General features: G+C 65.6%; 16 protein-coding genes and 1 pseudogene. 12 read left to right on the forward strand and 5 right to left on the reverse strand.

Going from position 1 to position 18,328, the window contains the following annotated elements:
• The 6 genes and pseudogenes from ACE3QW_RS23410 to ACE3QW_RS23435 all read left to right on the forward strand — a co-directional run.
• Positions 1 to 137: pseudogene (locus ACE3QW_RS23410) on the forward strand (electron transfer flavoprotein subunit alpha/FixB family protein); the annotation flags it as partial.
• Positions 138 to 340: 203 nt separating this feature from the next.
• Positions 341 to 1,597 carry an ABC transporter substrate-binding protein gene (locus ACE3QW_RS23415; protein WP_374254369.1) on the forward strand — a complete coding sequence of 419 codons (1,257 nt, stop codon included), beginning with the start codon at positions 341 to 343 and terminating at the stop codon, positions 1,595 to 1,597.
• A 16-nt stretch (positions 1,598 to 1,613) separates the two neighbouring features.
• Positions 1,614 to 2,489 (forward strand): branched-chain amino acid ABC transporter permease, encoded by an 876-nt coding sequence (locus ACE3QW_RS23420; protein ID WP_250166976.1) that lies wholly within the window; start codon positions 1,614 to 1,616, stop codon positions 2,487 to 2,489.
• A 50-nt stretch (positions 2,490 to 2,539) separates the two neighbouring features.
• The gene (locus ACE3QW_RS23425) at positions 2,540 to 4,294 is read left to right on the forward strand and encodes an ATP-binding cassette domain-containing protein (protein ID WP_374254371.1); all 1,755 of its coding nucleotides are present in this window, start codon (positions 2,540 to 2,542) and stop codon (positions 4,292 to 4,294) included.
• A 2-nt stretch (positions 4,295 to 4,296) separates the two neighbouring features.
• Positions 4,297 to 5,001, forward strand: a complete 705-nt coding sequence (locus ACE3QW_RS23430; RefSeq protein ID WP_374254533.1) for an ABC transporter ATP-binding protein — start codon at positions 4,297 to 4,299, stop codon at positions 4,999 to 5,001.
• 551 nt (positions 5,002 to 5,552) lie between these two features.
• Complete coding sequence (locus ACE3QW_RS23435; RefSeq protein ID WP_250166974.1) at positions 5,553 to 6,989, forward strand: FadR/GntR family transcriptional regulator; 1,437 nt, start codon at positions 5,553 to 5,555, stop codon at positions 6,987 to 6,989.
• Between the two features lie 73 nt (positions 6,990 to 7,062).
• Here the strand turns inward: ACE3QW_RS23435 and ACE3QW_RS23440 are convergent, their stop codons facing one another.
• The 5 genes from ACE3QW_RS23440 to ACE3QW_RS23460 form a co-directional block, all read right to left on the reverse strand.
• Complete coding sequence (locus ACE3QW_RS23440) at positions 7,063 to 7,869, reverse strand: enoyl-CoA hydratase/isomerase family protein (protein WP_374254374.1); 807 nt, start codon at positions 7,867 to 7,869, stop codon at positions 7,063 to 7,065.
• Positions 7,866 to 8,960, reverse strand: coding sequence for an acyl-CoA dehydrogenase family protein (locus ACE3QW_RS23445; RefSeq protein ID WP_374254376.1), 1,095 nt, complete (start codon positions 8,958 to 8,960; stop codon positions 7,866 to 7,868). Before ACE3QW_RS23445 ends, ACE3QW_RS23440 begins: the two co-directional genes overlap by 4 nt.
• A complete protein-coding gene (locus ACE3QW_RS23450) occupies positions 8,957 to 10,126 on the reverse strand; it encodes an acyl-CoA dehydrogenase family protein (protein WP_374254377.1) in 1,170 nt (389 codons plus the stop codon). Before ACE3QW_RS23450 ends, ACE3QW_RS23445 begins: the two co-directional genes overlap by 4 nt.
• Positions 10,127 to 10,200: 74 nt before the next feature.
• The gene (locus ACE3QW_RS23455; protein WP_374254379.1) at positions 10,201 to 10,671 is read right to left on the reverse strand and encodes an acyl-CoA thioesterase; all 471 of its coding nucleotides are present in this window, start codon (positions 10,669 to 10,671) and stop codon (positions 10,201 to 10,203) included.
• Positions 10,668 to 11,813, reverse strand: a complete 1,146-nt coding sequence (locus tag ACE3QW_RS23460) for a quinone oxidoreductase (protein ID WP_374254381.1) — start codon at positions 11,811 to 11,813, stop codon at positions 10,668 to 10,670. The genes ACE3QW_RS23455 and ACE3QW_RS23460 overlap by 4 nt, the downstream gene beginning before the upstream one ends.
• 9 nt (positions 11,814 to 11,822) lie before the next feature.
• On the opposite strand from ACE3QW_RS23460, the gene ACE3QW_RS23465 reads away from it, so the two are divergent.
• From ACE3QW_RS23465 to ACE3QW_RS23490, 6 genes are all read left to right on the forward strand, one after another.
• Positions 11,823 to 13,394, forward strand: coding sequence for a class I adenylate-forming enzyme family protein (locus tag ACE3QW_RS23465; RefSeq protein ID WP_374254383.1), 1,572 nt, complete (start codon positions 11,823 to 11,825; stop codon positions 13,392 to 13,394).
• A gap of 121 nt (positions 13,395 to 13,515) precedes the next feature.
• The gene (locus ACE3QW_RS23470; RefSeq protein WP_374254385.1) at positions 13,516 to 14,772 is read left to right on the forward strand and encodes an ABC transporter substrate-binding protein; all 1,257 of its coding nucleotides are present in this window, start codon (positions 13,516 to 13,518) and stop codon (positions 14,770 to 14,772) included.
• Between the two features lie 148 nt (positions 14,773 to 14,920).
• Positions 14,921 to 15,805: a branched-chain amino acid ABC transporter permease gene (locus ACE3QW_RS23475; RefSeq protein ID WP_029557333.1), complete on the forward strand. Its 885-nt coding sequence runs from the start codon at positions 14,921 to 14,923 to the stop codon at positions 15,803 to 15,805.
• On the forward strand, positions 15,805 to 16,848 hold the full coding sequence (locus ACE3QW_RS23480; protein ID WP_374254387.1) for a branched-chain amino acid ABC transporter permease: 1,044 nt from the start codon (positions 15,805 to 15,807) through the stop codon (positions 16,846 to 16,848). The genes ACE3QW_RS23475 and ACE3QW_RS23480 overlap by 1 nt, the downstream gene beginning before the upstream one ends.
• On the forward strand, positions 16,845 to 17,588 hold the full coding sequence (locus tag ACE3QW_RS23485) for an ABC transporter ATP-binding protein (RefSeq protein WP_250166965.1): 744 nt from the start codon (positions 16,845 to 16,847) through the stop codon (positions 17,586 to 17,588). The genes ACE3QW_RS23480 and ACE3QW_RS23485 overlap by 4 nt, the downstream gene beginning before the upstream one ends.
• Complete coding sequence (locus tag ACE3QW_RS23490; protein ID WP_250166964.1) at positions 17,572 to 18,285, forward strand: ABC transporter ATP-binding protein; 714 nt, start codon at positions 17,572 to 17,574, stop codon at positions 18,283 to 18,285. The genes ACE3QW_RS23485 and ACE3QW_RS23490 overlap by 17 nt, the downstream gene beginning before the upstream one ends.
• Positions 18,286 to 18,328 lie beyond the last annotated feature (43 nt).

Below are 18,328 nucleotides of genomic sequence, written 5' to 3' on the forward strand. Positions count from 1 at the left end.
AGGACTCCAAGGTCATCGTCGCCGTCAACAAGGACGAGGAGGCCCCCATCTTCCAGGTGGCGGACTACGGCCTCGTCGGCGATATCAACACCGTCATCCCTGAACTCAAGGCGGAAATCGCCAAGGTTAAGGGATAGGATCCGAGATCGCCGGGCGGGAAGCTTGTTCCGCCCGGCGCTCGGCAGGCGCCGAAGGAGCGGGAGGTCAGCCCGCTCCTTCGGGGACTGGAACACCTCAGACGCGCGGTTGGCCGCCTCGGCCCTGCTCCACCGCCCCCGCAAGGGAAAATCGCACGCTGGTGTTGATGCCCCCCCTCGGCTTGTCCCAGGACGCATCTCCCGTGAACACTGACACCAACGCCAAACAGAACCAGGGGAAGACGATGAGATTGCGCCATTGCCTCTATGCAGGCCTCGCTCTTGCGGCGTCGACGCTCCTCGTCCACGAAACGCAGGCTCAGGAAGCCATCCGCGTGCCGATGATGACGCCGCTCACCGGATCGATCGCGGTGCTGGGACAGGATTCCAAGAAGGCCGCGGAGGTTGCCCAGGAAACCATCAATGCGGCAGGCGGCATCGGCGGCCGGCCTCTCCAGCTCGAAATCGTGGACACGCAGGGCCGGCCCGAGATCGCGCGGCGTGAGATGGAGCGGCTGACGCGCGAGGGGCGGGCACCGGTCGTCCTCGCCTGCGACATCAGCGCGGGCACGTCGGGCGCCGCGCAGTACGCCGAATCCGCGCAGGTTCCCCTGCTCAACGGTTCGGCGGTCTCGGCCGATATCCTGGCCCGCGGCTACAAATGGTATTTCTCCCACCAGATGAGCAGCGACGACGAGGCGGCCACCGCATTCGCCTACATGAAGACCGCCACCGGCACAAAGCCTCTCGCCGACCGCCGGATCGCCCTGCTCTATGAGGACAGCCCCCGCGGCGCGGGCACCGGCGAGCGCCTTCGCAAGCTCATGGATGCCAATGGCGTGAAGGTCGTCAGCGAGACCACCTACAACCGTGCCGACCGCAACCTGCTGCCTGTGATGCGCAAGGTTCAGGACAGCACGCCCGAGCTCGTCGTCTGGATCGGCTATACCGAGGATGTGGTGGCCGGGATGAAGGCGGCCCGCCAGCTCGACTTCAAACCCTACGTGCTCGGCATCGGCGGCGGCATGGGCGACCCGCGCCTCCCGGAACTCGTTGACCCCGCCATCATCGAGCAGCTTCACGTCGCGAACGTCGACTACTTCAATCCCGACATCAAGCGCGCCGCCGCATTCCGCGAGGCCTACTTGAAGAAGTTCGGTGCCGAGCCGTCGAGCTATGCCGGCACCTGCTACGCCGCCATCTTCACGCTGAAGGCCGCGCTCGAATCGGCTCTCAAGGCCTCCCCGGACTTGACCACCACCTCGATGCGCGACGCTTTCCGCAAGCTCGACATTCCCGGCGACCAAACAGTGACGTCCTTCCGCTCCATCCGCTTCGATCCGGCGAACGGCCGGAACCTCGGCGCCGAGGATCTCGTGGCGGCCTGGGTCGACGGCAAGCGCAAGGTCACCGTCTTCCCTCCGAGCATTGCCGTCGGCAAGCCCGTCATGTTGCCCTGACCGAGCAAGCCAGCGCATGTCTTTCGCAACCCTCCTCCAGGCCGTCGTTTCCGGCCTGCTGCTCGGCGGCATCTATGCACTCGTCGCAATGTCGCTGGCGCTCGTCTTCGGCGTGATGCGAGTGCTGAATTTCGCCCACGGCGACCTCCTGATGGCCGGCATGTACGGCATCGTCGTCCTCAACCAGGCGTTCGGGATCAACCCGTACGCCGCCATCGTCCTCGTGGCTCCCGTTCTCGCCCTGATTGGCATCGCCGTTTATTTCGTGCTGATCCGGCGGGTGCTCGGCGCCGGTCCCCTGATGCAGGCGCAGGTGACGCTCGGACTGTCCTTTGCCATCCAGAGCACCGCGCTTCTGGTGTTCGGCGCAGACCTTCTGAACGTGCGCACGTCGCTTGACGGCGCGGCGTTCCGGGTTGCGGGCGTGGTGATCGGGACGCCGGAGCTGATCGGGTTCCTCATCTCGATCGTCGTTTGTGCCGCCCTCACCTGGTTCATCCTCAGCACGGAATTCGGCCGCCGCCTGAGGGCGGTGGCTCAGGACCCGACGATGGCCATTCTCTGCGGCATTCCTGTCCGCTCGGTCCAGATGATGGTGTTCGTCGGGTGCACGGCGCTTCTCGCCGTGCCCGCAGGCTGCCTCATGGCCTTCTCACAGCTCACGCCGACGGCCGGCATCCAGTACAGCCTGTTGTCGCTGATGGTCGTGGTGCTCGGCGGCCTCGGCGACTTGCGGGGGGCGTTCGTCGGCGGCCTCCTGATCGGCATCGTCGAAGCCGTGACCAGCGCGCTCTTCAACAATCCCGCGGCGCCCGGCATCATCTACCTGGTGTTCGGCCTCGCTCTCCTGGCCCGTCCCCGTGGCCTGTTCGGACGCGGGAGCGAAGCATGAACAGTCTCTCCCGCTTCACCCGCAGCCAGACCGCGGCGGCCCTCGTCGCCATGTGGCTCGCCATCGCCGCGGCCGCGCTGTTCCTGGACGGCTACTGGATCGGCATCATGGTCGGCCTGCTCGGCTGGATCCTGCTGGCGGCATCCTGGAACATGGTCGGCGGCCTGCTCGGCCAAGTCTCGTTCGGACATTCGGCCTTCTTCGGGCTGGGCGCCTACACCGCCGTGTATCTTGCAACCGCCCATGGCGTGAGCCCCTGGCTCGGCATGCTGGTCGGAGGCCTGCTCGCGGCCGGGTTTTCGATGATCGTGGGGTATCTGCCATTCCGCCGCGGCCTCAGCCCCCTCGTCTTCTCGCTGCTGACGCTGGCTTCATCCTACGTCCTGCTCTTCGCGGTCAGCGGCATCCCGGCGCTGGGCGGAACCAATGGCCTGTTTCCCCCGGCGGTGGGGCAGTCCGTGTGGGACATGCGCTTCAACAGCCCGGTGAGCTATCTCCTCCTTGCCGGCGCCCTGACGACCTTCGCCCTGGCCACCATCCAGATCCTCTATTCGGGTCGGCTCGGTTTCTACTGGCGTGCCATCCATGACAGCGAAGCCGCCGCCGGCGCCATCGGCATCAACACGATGGCGGTCAAGCTGTTCACGTTCGCGGTCAGTGCCTTCTTCGCGGCGATGGCCGGCACCTTCAGTGCCCAGCACACTGGGTTCATCGATCCCCAATCGGTCTTTGGCGTCGAGATCACCATCTATCTTCTTCTCTTCGCTGTCGTCGGCGGCGCAGGCAGCTTGCTCGGGCCAGTGCTTGGCCCGCTGGTGCTGGTGCCGGCGGGCGAGTATCTGCGGACGGCTCTTGCAAGTGCAGGGGGATCGAGCGCGCATCATCTCATCTATGGTGTCGCGCTGATGCTCGCCATTCTGAGCTTCCCCGGCGGCCTCGTCTCCGGCCTCAGACGCTTCGGCCTGACGCGTGGCGCGCTCTCGGTACCAGACCTCGCACCTGCGGCGGGTTCCGCTCCTGACGTTAACCGCACCAAGGCCGCCGACGGCCGCGTGATCCTGACGGCAAGCAGCGTGTCGAAGAATTTCGGTGGCGTCTTTGCGGTGCGGGACGTGTCTATCGAGGTGCGGACGGGCGAGATCCTGGGCATCATCGGGCCGAACGGCGCGGGCAAGACAACCCTGTTCTCGCTGCTCGCCGGGTCCCTCAAGCCCACGAGCGGCAGCATCACCTTCGACGGGCGGGAAATCGCCGGCCTTCCGCCGCATGAAATCTGCCGTGCCGGGATCGGGCGCACGTTCCAGATCACCCGCGCCTTTCCCACGCTGACCGTTGCCGAAACGGTCTATGCGGCGGCCCTGGTCGGACGGTCGGAGGCGAATGCAGCGGCCATCGCGGGCTCCGTCCTGTCGCTGACGCGCCTCGACCAGTATCGCGACATGGCGAGCGCGGATGTCACGCTCGCGGTGCAGCGTCGCCTCGAGATCGCGCGCGCGCTCGCCACCTGCCCCCGCCTCATCCTCCTCGACGAGATCATGGCCGGGCTGACCCCGCGCGAGATCAACGACGCCATCGAGCTGATCCGCAGCATCCGGGACTTGGGCGTGACGGTCATTTTCATCGAGCATCACATCCGCGCGGTGATGGCCCTGTCGGACCGGATCATCGTGCTGGATGCGGGAGAGCTCATAGCCGAAGGGGTGCCGAGCGACGTGGCCCGCAATCCCCGCGTCGTGGAAGCCTACCTTGGCAGTCCGGCCGAGGAGCCGGCTTCTCCCCCGCTTGATAAGGTCAAGGCCCGATGACGCTGCTCTCCGTCGAAGGTGTTCGCTCCGGCTATGGAACGCTCCAGGTGCTCAGCGACGTCTCCCTTGAGGTCGCAGCCGGCGAGGCGGTCGCGATCCTCGGCCCGAACGGCGCCGGCAAATCAACCCTCCTGCGCACGATTTCCGGTCTGATCGCACCCACGGCGGGGGCGATATCGTTTGATGGCCGGGATCTTGTCGCGATGCCCGCGCACCGCATTCCCCATGCGGGCCTCGTGCAGGTCCCGGAAGCCCGTCACATCTTTCCCTCCCTCACGGTCCGCGAGAACCTGTTGGTCGGAGGCACCCCCCTGCCCGGCAAGGCCGCGCGGGAGGCCGCGCTGGAAGAGATCTGGCAGATCTTTCCCATGCTGGTGACAAAGCGCGATGCCCCGGCCGGAACACTCTCGGGTGGACAGCAGCAGATGGTCGCCATCGGCCGCGCCCTCATGTCGAAGCCGCGACTGGTGATGCTGGACGAACCCTCCCTGGGGCTGGCACCGATGGTCGTCCGTGAACTCTACGAGGTCCTGCGGGGCCTTGTTCGATCGGGACTGACCCTGCTTCTGGTGGAGCAGGACGTGCCCGTCGCCCTGGGCCTGGTTTCGCGCGCTTATGTTATCGAGAATGGCGCAATCGTATTGTCAGGGACAGCGGACGAGTTGCGAGAGAGCGATCACGTTCGCCATGCCTATCTTGGCATATGAATTCAGCGGCCCAGCTTCAATTTCAGGCCGCCGGGAATGGACGTCTTCCTCTCCCTGCGCACGGCGTCAACGAACGCATGGCCGCGGCCATCATCGGGGCCTCCTTGCCTCACATTCAGGGAAGAAGGCGTCTAGGATTCTAGACTCAGGACCTATTAATTTCGCTGCGAATGTGATTCACAGTCTCCATTCAGGACGCCGTGCCGCCAAAGCAAGAAAAACGCCGCCCAAGGGCGGCCCGTTCTTCTCGCGGCACGTGAGGCGTGTTTCGGGAGCGGACTGAGACCACGCCCCGGTGCCGGCGGGAGCCGCTTCGGGCGCCAGGCGAAAAGCCGCCAGACGTCCGATTGATGTCTTGCAGGCCTGTTCAATCCTCGCAAGTTTGCAAGGCCGCAACGTCATCCCGCATCTTCCATTGAACGCGCAGCCGAAGGCGGTACACTCCCCAACAAGGTCAACGCCCGGAAATAGAGGCGAGACCGGAGGAACGCTGCATGGCCGGTGGACTGGAAATCGGATTGTCCCTCCTGCGGGGGGATACGGCTTGTCCGATGATGATCGACGACTTCGGCAAGCTGTCAGCCATCGATCTTCACATGCAGACCAATCCTGCCCTGTCGGACCGTCTCGCCGTCGCCGTGCTGGGGATGATCGCGTCCGGCAACCTGCCCCCCGGCGCGAGGTTGCCGGCCGAGCGCCGGATCGCAATGGCCGTTCCGGCAAGCAGGGTCTGCGTCCGGACAGCCCTCGCCCGGCTCAAGTCCGAAGGTTACATCGAAGCCGTCCAGGGGTCCGGCACGCGAGTGGTGCCGATGAACCAGAACGCCAAGCTTGACGCGCTGATCAAGGCGAACGCAGAGAACCTCGAGGACCTGCGCGGTCTTATCGGGTTTCTCGACCGCTGCCTCATCGAGCGTCTGCTGACGCGATCAGGACCGGAAACCCTTAACGAGGTGTCGGCCGCCATTATGGCGCTTCCGCCCCCCGCCCATGCGCAGGACGTGGCCGAGCAGGAAACGCAACTGCGCGTCCTCATCGCGAACGCAACCGGCAATCCGGTCTACCGCCTCGTCACGGAACAGCTCCGCCGCGGCATGCACTGCCTGTTCGACCATTCGCACCGGATGGCACGGGGCGGCTTGAGCGATTTCGTGCTGTCGCGCCGGCACGCGCTCTCGGCCGGCATTTGCCATGCCGATATGGAGGTTGCGAAAGCGGCCCTGTCCGCCGCGATCGCAGGCGTCGGTCACGGCTCCGCCGTCGATGCCGACCACCCCACGCACCAGGATACGATCCTGCGCGGCTTCGCAGTAGCCGGCCATGAGGAACTGAAGCGCCGCATCGCGCGCGAGATCGTCGGCATGATCGCGACGGGCCGAGCCAGCGAGGGAGGCCATCTCATCAGCGAGCGGCGGCTCGCCCAGCTCTTCGGCGTAAGCCGCACATCGATCCGAAAGGCTCTCGCCGCGCTGAGGGAAGAAGGTGTTGTCGCTTCAGACGAGCGCACGGGCTCACGGGTGATGGACATGAAGTCCGAGCTCGCAACCTATGCGGCGGCCGATCTCGACCACTTGCGGACCATGGCGCGGCTTCGCGGCTACCTCGAAGTCTGGGCGGCCTCCCGGGCGGCGGCGCGCGCCACCGAGGCCGATCTGGAAGATATGCGACGGATACTCTCTGAGATGGGCCGCTCGCATCTGACCCCCAGGCGGCGGATCGACCTCGATATGCGCCTCCATCTCACGATCACGCGCGCGGCTGGATCGGCCGTACATCTCTACGTCACGGAGATCTTGCGCGACCTGATGATGGCCTATTTCGACGTCTCGCTGGGCGTCGCGGATTTCGGCCCCGCCTGCGACGCCATGTTGCTCAACCATCACACGAAAATCGTCACCGCGATCACCGCGGGCGATGTCGCCGCGGCTGCGCGCGCCATGTCAGAGCATGTCGGCGCTTTCAGCAACCGGTATGAGGAAATCGGCTGACTTCCGACCACGGAGCCGACGCTGGGCGGACTTCCAACGTGCCTTGTCGGCCCCGGTTCGGTGACGCTAGGGTTCAGCCGCCGGTGAAGTTCGGCTTGCGCTTGGCCCTGAAGGCGTTGACCGCCTCCTGGTGGTCCGACGTCAGGTTGGACATGGCCTCATAGGCGACGCTGGTGTCCATGATTGCGTGGAAGATGCGCTTCAGCTCCAGATTGGTTGCAACCTTGCTCCAGCGGATCGCCTTGGTCGCGCCGCCGAGCAGCTTGCCCACATAGGATGCAACCGCCGCGTCGAGTTCCTCGGCCGGTACGGCGTGGTTGATAAGTCCGATTTCCGCGGCCTTCGTCGCCGGCATCAGGTCGCCGCTCAGCAGATATTCCTTGGCGCGCGCATAGCCAATAAGCTGCGGCCAGATGGCCGCGCCGCCGTCGCCTGCGACGAGCCCAATCGAGACGTGCGGATCACCGATCTTCGCATTCTCGGCGGCGAAGATCACGTCGCAGACAAGCGCGAGCGTCGAGCCCAGCCCCGTGGCGTGCCCGTTCACCTTCGCGATCAGCGGCTTTTCGAGATCGAGCATGGAGAAGACGATGCGCTTGGCTTCGCGGATGGTCTTCTCAAAGGTGTGGGGCCGGTCGATCGCCGACTGCATCCAGTCGATGTCGCCGCCGGCCGAGAAGGCACGCCCAGCGCCGGTGAGGACGACAACGTCCGATCCCTCGTCATTCGCCACGTCGTAGAAGACGTCGGCGAGTTCCTCGTGCAGAAGCTCGTCTGCGGCGTTCAGGGCGTCCGGCCGGTTCATCGTGATCGTAAGCAGGCGCCCTTCGCGTGTGATCACAAGATTTTCGTAACGCTCCTCGATCGGCGGACGTTTCATCCCTCGTTCCTCCCTGTCGGCGGCAGCGAAAGCGCCGCCAGCTTGTCGATGTGACTTTCGGTGCCGCCATGCAGGGCGGCTGAAACCTGCAGGCGCTTGTAGATGTGGCCGATCCTGTAGTCCTCGGTCATAGCGATCCCACCGGAGACCTGGATGAGCCGCGAGGCGGCCGCGAGCCCCTCGCGTCCGAGTGCGATCTTCGCGGACGCTGCCGCGCGGGTGCGCTCGGTCGGCTCGCCCGTCAGGGCCGTCGCCGTCCACAGCGCGAGCGAGCGCAGGGTCTCCAGATCGCAGAAGGCATCGGCCATGAGATGCTGCACGGCCTGGAACGAGCCTAGGCTCTGGCCGAACTGCTTGCGCTGGTTGAGATAGTCGACGGTGAGAGCCAGCCCGGCCGCGAGCGCGCCGTAGGCATCAGCCAGAAGGGCCGCGACGGCCCGGTCCTCGATCTCCGCGGCCAGTTCGATCGCCTCGTCGCCAGTCGCCAACACAACGGCGGCTTCGGAGCCCGAGAAACGCGGCAGAGCGCCGCTGCGCCCGTCGAGGAGCCTGACCGGTTCGAACCCCGCTCCGGCGGCCTCGACACAAAGCAAGGCCGCGTCTCCAACGGACCTCATCCCGGCCAGGACGACCCAGTGCGTCGCAGCGGCAGCATCGAGCGAGAGATGTCCCCGCCCCGACAGTTTCCCGCCCATATGGCGCAATCCACCAGAGCGAACGTCTTCGCGGACGATCCCGAACCTTGCGCGGCCCGCCGCCAGCGGTTCAGCCAGCGACGCCAGCGCTTTCGGCAGCCTCCGCATCAGCCAGGGCATGATCAGGATGTCGGTCGCGAGGGGGAGCGGCAGCAGCACGCGTCCGGCCTCCTCGATCAGCGACAGCCCCTGGAACGAGTCCGCCCCGAGACCACCGAGCTCTTCCGGTAGCCCTGCGGCGAACCAGCCGAGCTCGGCGATCTCGCGATGCCAGTCGGCGAACATCGCGGCGCTTCGCGGTTCCGGCATCCAGGCGCAACGGGCCTCGAGGAAATTCCGTGCGCTCTCGCGCAGCATGCGGTCGTCGTCGAGCTGTTCGGCAGATCGGCGCATCATCGCAGCCCCAGTGTTGAACGCGCGACGATCGTTTTCTGGATCTCGTTCGCGCCGGCATAGATCGTCACGACCCGTCGGAAGAGGTGGCGCTCCGTCCATCCGGCCGTTTCTCCGCCGCCGGCCTCGGGGGCGACGACCGCGGCCGCGCCGAACACATCCATGGCGAGTTCGGTGATCGCCTGCTGGAGCTGCGAGCCGATGATCTTGACGATCGAGGCCTCGGGACCGGGTTCCCGCCCCTGGGTCTGATCGATGAGGACGCGCAGCACCGTGACCTCAAGCCCCCCAAGCTTCTGCTCGACGATCGCGAAGCGGCGGCGCAGGCCCGGCTCGTCGAGCGTCGGCCGGCCGCTCTCGCCGATGCAGAGCGCGGCAGCGGCCTTCAGCCGTTCGAATTCCCGCCGAGACCGATGCACCTGCGCGTTGTTGGTGCGTTCGTGGTTCAACAGGAACTTGGCGTAAGTCCAACCCTTGTCGACCTCTCCGATCAGCGCCTCGTCGGGCACGAACACATCGTCGAGAAATACCGAGTTCACGCTGTGCGCGCCGTCGATCGTGATAACGGGGGTGATCGTTACGCCCGGCGCCTGCATGTCGAGCACGAAGAGAGAAAGACCCGCCTGCGACTTCACCGCCGTGTTGGTGCGGGCGAGGCAAATCATCAGGTCGGCGAAATGCGCCTCCGTCGTCCAGGCCTTCTGACCCGCAATGCGCCAGCCGCCCTCGACCTTCCGCGCGGTCGTGCGCACGGCCGCGAGATCGGATCCCGCCTCAGGTTCGGAATAGCCCTGGCACCAGAACTCGGCGCCCGAGCGGATACCGGGCAGATAGCGCCGCTTCTGCTCCTCGGAGCCGAAACTGTAGATGGTCGGGCCGACCAGATAGACTCCGAAGACGCTGGTCGGCGGCGCGTCGGCGGCGGCGCATTCCGCCTCGAAGATGAAGCGCTGCACGGGTGTCCAGCCCGGCCCGCCATAGTCTTGAGGCCAATGGTGGGCACCCCATCCGCGCGCGTCGAGCAACGCATTCCACTGCGACATGTCCTGCCGCGAATGATGGATGCCCTCGCGGGTCTTTTGCGCGAGTTCGGGCGGAAGCATGGCAGCGACGGCGTCGCGGATCTCGCGGCGGAAGCTGCGTTCTTCAGGTGTCAGGAAAGCATCCAAAGTCTTGATCCGTTGCTGGCCCGCCTGTTTTCGTCAGGATGACAGGCGTGCGGCAAGTTCTCCCCCGGCTTCCCTCAAGACCAATCGGCCGCCGCGTTCTCGCGCAGGCCGGCAAACGACATCAGAATGTCCCGTTCTGCCTCGTTCAGCGGGCGTGGCCTGCGACTCACGCCGTCCATCATCACCGTCACGGAACGGCAACTTGCCGCGCAGGCTCCAGCGATGAAGAGCCCTTGCCCCATGATGATCGAACTGCGGCCGACCTCGAGGATCGCAGTTCCAACCTCCGGCAACTCGCCGAAGGCGATCTCTCGCGAGAAGTCGATGGTGACGGACACGAGCGCGAAGACGTCCGATTGAGCGACGATCGGCCGAAGGTACTGCTTCAACAGACCGTAGCGACCGTCGTCGAACCAGGCGCCGAACACCGAATTGGTGACGTGGTCGTTCGGATCGAGATCGCAGTGGCGGACGGTCGTGCCTTGCCAGTGCCTGAAGAAGCGGCGGCTGGCGAGCATGGGCTCTTCCTGCAGGGTCTGCTTCATGCACCGAACTCCGCTGCCGGTACCAATACGATGGCGCCCGTCGTTTCGCCGGCCTCGAGCGCGCGGTGCGCTTCATTCGCATCGTTGAGCGGCAGCTCAAGGCCGATCCGCGGGGTGAGCACTCCGCTTCTTACCAGTGCGAGCATCTCGTCGACCCCCGCCTGCAAGTCGGCAAGCGTGCGCAGATGCGCGAAGACGCCCGGAACGGCAACAGAAAGCGACCTCTGTGGGCCGAGGCTGGCCAGGTTCACGGCGGAGAGCGGCTCGCCGATCTGCCCCAGATTGATGGCAGTGCCGAACGGCTTCAGGCAGTCGAGCGAACGCTCGAGCGTCGCGCCGCCGATCCCCTCGCAAACGATGTCGACGCCCTGGCCGCCGGTCAGGCGGCGGGTCTCCTCGACGAAGTCCTGTCGCTTGTAGAAAATCACCTCATCGCAGCCGGCCGCGCGCGCGATCTCTGCCTTGGCTTCGGTGCTGACCGTGCCGATGACCCGTGCGCCTTTAGCTCTGGCCCACTGGGCGAGAAGGATGCCGAGCCCGCCTGCCGCGGCATGAACGAGGACGCTATCGCCGGACCGCAGCGGGCGGACACGCGTGAAGATCATGTGCGCGGTCATGCCCTTGAGCATCAGCGCCGCGGCGGTGCGATCGTCGATATCGTCGGGCAGCCGCGCGAGGCTGCGGGCCGGGAGGAGGCGCGCGCTGGCATAGGAGCCGATGGGGGGGCCGGCATAGCCGACGCGGTCTCCCACGGAAATGCCCGCGACCTCCGGTCCCGTTGCCACGACGACGCCCACCGCCTCCACGCCGATGGCTCCGGGCAGGGCTGGCAGCGGAAACACGCCGCGCCGATGGTAGCAGTCGATGAAGTTCACGCCGATAGCCGTCTGGCGCACGAGCACTTGCCCCCTCTGCGGATTAGGCAGGCTCACCGCTGCCGGCGCGAGCTGTCGTGGATCGCCATAGGCCTCGATGCGGATTTCCGTGGCTTTCAATTCGGTCGCTCCCGCGGCGGATTTGCTGATGACGCGAAGCTCGCCGCACGGAAGCGCTTCGGCAATCGGGTGATTGGTCCGCGCGCGAGACCAGCCGCCTTTTGACGCGCCCGGTCGAAACGGCAAGCTCGATGGCAACGACGCCACGGTTCTCCCATGCCAGATCTATCCACCGCCCTTGCCCTTACGATCCCCCGGCTGCTCGGCGAGCGGGCGAAAGCGAGGCCGAATGCGCTGTCACTTTCCGCGCGCTCGATCACCGGCTACCGCGACCGGCTGACCTATGCGCAGCTCGTGGCGCGCATGGAGGCGGTGGCGAGCGGCCTGCACGCGCTCGGCCTCGGCCGGAACGACCGGATCGGCGTGTTCCTCGGCAACGAGGCCGGTCGCGAGTGCATGCTCACGGCTCTGGGCGCGCTCCGGCTGGGAGCCGCCGTCGTTCCGCTGAACACGCGCTCCGCCGATGAAGAGCTGACGCACGCCCTGGAACTCGTCGAGCCTGCCGCCATCGTCACGACGGCCCGCAGCGCACACAGAATTTCGGGCCTTTGTCCCGCCGCGCGGCTGCTGGTCTGTGGCGATCTGGCGGGTGCTCCGGAGCAGGCGCAGCCCTGGCCCGAGCCAACCACCGGCGCGTGGCCGCCCGCTCCGCCGGAGGACGCAGATCCCGATGACCTCGGCTGCCTGCTGTTCACCTCCGGCACCACCGCGCGCTCCAAGGCGGTGATGCACAGCCAGCGCACGATGATCGGCGCCGGCCTTAGCTGCGGCGCGGCGCTGGAGCTTCGCGCCGATGATCTCTATCAGGGAGGCTGGCCCTTCTTCACCAGCTCCGCGCTCAATCTGGGAGCAATGTCGTGCTGGGTTTACGGCGCCTGCCTGGTCTTCGAGGAACCACTCGACAATGGCGGCCGCCTCAGGCTGATCGCGAGCGAGGGCACGACATTTTATCACGGCGTTCCGTCCGTCGTGCATTTCCTGATGGAGGAGTATGCGCAGCAGCCGAGCGACGTCTCGCGGCTGAGGCGGATCGGGTATGGCGGCTCGGCTATGCCGCCCGACGTGATCCGCCGGATCGACCAGCAATGGCCGCACACCGAGCAGGTTCAGATCTACGGCATGACGGAAAGTGGTCCGGCCGGAACCCGCCTGAGACCCGCCGACCTCTGGCGCAAGCTCGGCTCGATCGGCGAGGCGATGCCCTATTGCGAGATCCAGGTCGTCGATGATCAGGCGAATCCCGTGGCGGCCGGGACGACCGGCGAGATCCTGATCAAGGGACCCGGCGTGGCCCGTGGCTATTATCGCCTGCCCGAAGCCAGCACCGAAGCTTTCGTCGCCGGTGGCATCCGCACCGGGGACGTCGGCCATCTCGACGAAGACGGCTTCCTCTTCTTCACCGACCGTAGCAAGGACGTGATCAATCGCGGGGGACTCAAGGTCGCCTCCGTCGCGGTCGAAGAGGTGCTCTACCGCCATCCAGCCATCCGCGAAGCGGCGGTGGTGGCGATACCGCATCCCGCGCTTGGGGAGGATGTCGCGGCCTGTGTAGTCGCACGCGACGGCGCGACGCTCGATGTCGAGGACCTGTCGGCCTTCTGCGCGCGCAGCCTCGCCGACTATGCCCGGCCGCGCCGCTGGCTCGTCATTGATGAACTGCCGAAGAACCCGATGGGCAAGGTCCTGAAGAAGGAGTTGCGCCAGCGTCTCGCCGCGACGGCCCCATAGGCCCGAATGGTCTTCGCAGCGGGCCAGCGTCCCCCTTGCCGCTCATGATGAAGCAGGTGAACCTGAAGCACTCAAAGGGCCGACAGAGCCCTCGGGAAACGCTCACCTCAGGGAGGAGACGATGACACATTCGATCTCGCGGCGCGGCGTGCTCGGCATAGCAGCGACGATGACGCTCGGTTCGAAGGCTTTCGCGCAGCCGGCTGAGGTCGTGATCGGCTGGATTCTGCCTCTGACGGGCGTTTCGGCCTCGGTCGGCCAGCAGACGCGCGTCGGGGCCCAGATCGCCACGGACCAGATCAATGCCGCAGGCGGCATCAAATCGCTCGGCGGAGCCCGGATCAGGCTGGTCTTCGGCGATTCCCAGTCGAAGCCCGATATCGGCGTCTCGGAAACCGAGCGGCTGATTCAGCGCGAGAACGTCGCCGCCGTGGCTGGTGCCTTCAACAGCGCCGTCACTTTCCCGGCCAGCGAAGTGGCGCAGCGCTACAAGACGCCCTGGCTCACCATGGGCGCCGTCAAGGATGAGATCACCGAGCGCGGCTTCGAATACGTGTTCCGCCTCAACAACAAGGCAATCTACGACGCCCGCGAGCAGCTCGACGCCATGGATTTCTTCAAGAAGGAGACGGGCAAGGGGCCGAAGACGCTCGCGATGTTCTACGAAGGCTCCGATTGGGGCCGCTCGCACGCCGCCAATGTCCGAAAGCTCGCCAAGGAGCGGGGCTACGACGTGGTGCTCGACGAGGCCGCCCCGCCGAACCAGGTCGATTTTTCCTCCCAGCTCCTCAAGATTCGCGCCGCCAAGCCCGACGCCCTCATCGTCGCGTTCTACACCCCGGACCAGCTGCTGCTCTCGCGCCAGATGATGGAGCAGCGACTGGATTTGCCTTACGGCGTCCATTCGGTCGGCGGTGGCACCGAAGATCCAGCCTTCTATAAGGCGATCTCGCCCAGGGCCGTCGCCTACTATTTCGTGCAGGAGGACCGGCAGGTCGACGCCCTGCAGGGCGTGCGCTACCCCGAATACGACGATCTCGAGAAGAAATTCCGCGAATTACTCGGATACAACATGAGCGCCTATGGCGCGCAGGGATTCACGACGATGTACGTGCTGAAGGATGCGCTGGAGCGTGCCGCGTCGAGCGATCGCGACAAGCTGCGCGACGCACTCGCCAAGACCGACATCACCTCGGGCCCAGCCCTCTATGTCGGCTACCAACGCATCAAGTTCGACGAGCACGGCCAGAATACCTTCGCGCACGGCGCCATCTCACAGAATCTCGACGGCCAGCGCCGCACCGTATGGCCGGCAGAGAGCCGGGCGAAGGACATCAAGCCGATCTGGCCGGTGCCTGCCTTCGGGGCGCGATCCTGAGCGGAGCAGCCGATCCAGGCCCCCACCTGGTCAGCCGCGTCACGCGACGACGGCAGCGCAACTGCGCTCCGTCGTCACCCTCAACCTCCTGCTGGAGCAGGACAGCTTTCCTGCGCTGTCGGGAAAGCGAGAGGCAACCGACGATTTCATGGATCCACTCATTCTAGGCTTCGCCGTGGTCAACGGTTTGCTGATTGGCGGCATCTACGGAGGCGTCGCTCTCGGCCTGAGCCTGATCTTCGGCGTCCTGCGCGTGGTCAACTTCGCGCACGGATCGCTGCTGATGGTCGGCCTCTATACTGCCTACTGGCTGCAAGCACTAGCGGGCATCGACCCCTATGCCAGCGTGATATTCACCGTGCCACTGCTCTTCTGCATGGGCTATTTCATCCAGCGTGTCATCATCGCGCCGCTGATTTGGCGCGAGAGCGCGCTGGTCGTCGAGCCGCTGTCGGCGCTGCTGCTAACCGCCGGCGTCTATCTCGTTATCGATAACCTCGCGCTGATGGCATTCGGACCCGATGTCCGCTCGGCCTCGACCAGCCTGGACATGCCGCCGATCATGCTGGGGCCGATTCCGGTCAACATGCAGCGTTTCATCGGTTTTTCGGCCGCCATCCTGGCCGCGATCGGATTGGTGGTCTGGCTGCGCCAGACCCGCATGGGCCGCGCCATCCGGGCGACGGCACAGAACCGTGACGCCGCCGCGCTCTCCGGCATCGACGTGCCGATGATCTATGCGGTGACTTTCGGCGTCGGCACGGCGCTGCTCGGGCTCTTCGGCTCGCTGCTCGCGACCTTCATCCCGATCACGCCCAATGTCGGCCTATCCTTCGGCATCCGCTCCTTCATCGTCGTGGTGCTCGGCGGCATCGGCTCGATACCGGGTTCGATCCTGGGTGGTCTCGTCATCGGCGTGTTCGAGGCCATCGCCTCTCAGTTCGTGCCCGCGACCTCGGCCGCGATTCTCTCGCTTGGTCTCTTCATCCTGATCCTGCTGGTGCGTCCCGGTGGCCTCATGGGGAAATTGTGATGGCGCTCAGGACCAATAAAAACATGGCCGCCCCACAGCTGGCGACGAAGTCGGGATATGGCCGCATGGCAACTCTGCTCGTGGTCGCGGCAGGGGTGGTCGCGCTTGCTCTGCCGATCGCAATGCCCGATCCGTACTTCGTCCATTCCTGCATCGTCGTTCTCCTCTTCGCCTACATGGCGACATCCTGGAACTTCGTCTGCGGCTATGTCGGGCAGCTTTCGATCGGCCATGCGATGTTCGCCGGCGTTGGCGGCTATGCCACGGTGCTGATCTTCTCCCGCCTGGGCATTTCGCCCTGGCTCGGGATGCTGGTGGGAGGCGTCCTCGCGGCCATGCTGTCGGTCGTTGTGGGCTACCCCACCTTCCGGCTGAAGGGGCCGTACTTCGCCCTCACCACGATCGCCTTCGCCGAGATGATCCGGATCTGGGTCGAGAACACCGACACCTTTCTCGGCATTCCGCTCAACGGCGCGGCCGGCATCACGGTGCCGCTCGTCGGAGAAAGCTGGGTGGCCTTCCAGTTCAACGGCAAGACGCCCTATTACTATGTCATCCTCGTCATGTTGGTGTTGGCCCTGCTCGCCACCTGGCGGCTGGAACGGTCCAAGCTCGGCTTCTATCTCAAGGCGATCCGCGGTGATCGCGATGCGGCGGAAGCGCTCGGCATCAGCCCGGCACGCTATCAGCTCGTCGCGCTGGCCATCAGCGCGTTCATGACTGGAGTGGGCGGCGGCTTCTACGCCCAGTTCTTTCGCTACGTGAACGCGGATCGTCTGATCGGGGTCGAATTCTCCATAGACTTGGCACTGATGAGCATCATCGGCGGCCAAGGCACGGTCTTCGGCCCGCTGCTTGGCGCGGTGCTGCTCACGCCGATCGCGGAGATCACGCGCGGTCATCTCGGTGGCGTGCTGCCCGGCCTGCACATCGTGATCTACGGGATCATCCTGATCCTGGCCGTACTCTACCTGCCGAAGGGTCTGATCGACCCTCTCAGGAGCATCCTGTCGCGCCTGTCGAAGAACGGGAGGTCGGCATGAGTGGCGACGGCACGCCCCTGCTCCAGGTGCGCGGCATCTCCAAGCGCTTCGGCGGATTGCAGGCCGTCCATGATCTTTCTTTCGACCTGCGCCGGGGCGAGATCCTGGCGCTGCTCGGCCCCAACGGTGCCGGGAAGACGACCGCCTTCAACATGATCGCCGGCTATTTCCGCACCGATCAGGGCCGCATCCTGTTCGAGGGGCGCGACATCGCCGGGCGCAAGCCCTGGGACATCTGCCGGATCGGCATCGCGCGCACCTTTCAGCTGTCGAAGCCCTTCAGCGACCTGACCGTCGCCGAGAACTTGATGGTCGGCGGTTTCGTCCGCAGAAGCGAGATCGACGAGATCCGGGCAAAAGCGCTGGAGATCGCGGACTTTCTCGGGATGGGGCACCAGGCTGCGACGGAGGTTCAGCACCTGACGGCCTTCGATCGGCGTAAGCTTGAACTCGGCCGAGCCCTCTCAACCGAACCGAAGCTGCTGCTCATGGACGAGGTCGTGGCAGGCGCCACCCCTTCGGAAGCGCAGGAGATGGTCGAGCTGGTCCGCCGGATTCGCGACCGGGGCGTGACGATCCTGATCGTCGAGCATGTGATGAAAGTGATCATGGCGCTCTCGGAACGCGTCATCGTGATGGAGTCGGGCCGGCTCATCGCCAACGGGAAGCCCAAGGACGTCGTCCGGCAGCCCGAGGTCCTCAAAGCCTATTTCGGTGAGGGATATGCAGCCCGCGCTTGAACTCGATGAACTCCGCTCGGGCTATGGCGACGTCCAGGTTCTGGACGGCGTGTCGCTCGCGCTGATGCCTGGCGAGATCGTCGCCCTGATCGGTGCCAACGGCGTCGGCAAGACGACGCTGCTGCGCACGGTATCCGGCCTCGTCCGCGCGACGGCGGGAACGGTTACGCTTTATGGCGAGCGCATCGACAAGCTGCCGGCGCACAGGATCACGGCCGCCGGCTTCGTCCAGTCCCCGGAGGGCAAGCAGCTTTTCACGGGCATGACCATCGAGGAGAACCTGATGGTCGGTGCCCATAATGACCGCGCCTACCCGCGCATGAAGACGACGATGGAGGAGGTCTACCAGCTTTTCCCCATCCTGGCGGAACGCCGGCACAAGCTGGCCTCGACGCTGTCGGGCGGCCAGCAGCAGATGCTGGCCGTCGGGCGCGCGCTGATGGCCCGACCGAAGGTGCTGGCGCTCGACGAACCCTCGCTTGGCCTCGCGCCCTTGATGGTGGACCGGCTGTTCGAGGCGATCGGCGAGGTCCGGAAGCTCGACATCTCGATCCTCATCATCGAGCAGAACGTCTTTCAAGTGCTGTCGATGGCGGACCGCGGCTACGTGCTGGAGCGCGGCAAGGTCATGCTCTCCGGCACGGGTCGCGAACTGCTCGAGAACGAGCATCTGCGCTCGACCTATCTGGGCATCTGAGATGGCACGGCCATCAGCACCTCCTCCTTCACCGTCACGATCG

Source organism: Xanthobacter sp., assembly GCF_041911315.1.
Lineage (GTDB): Bacteria > Pseudomonadota > Alphaproteobacteria > Rhizobiales > Xanthobacteraceae > Xanthobacter > Xanthobacter aminoxidans.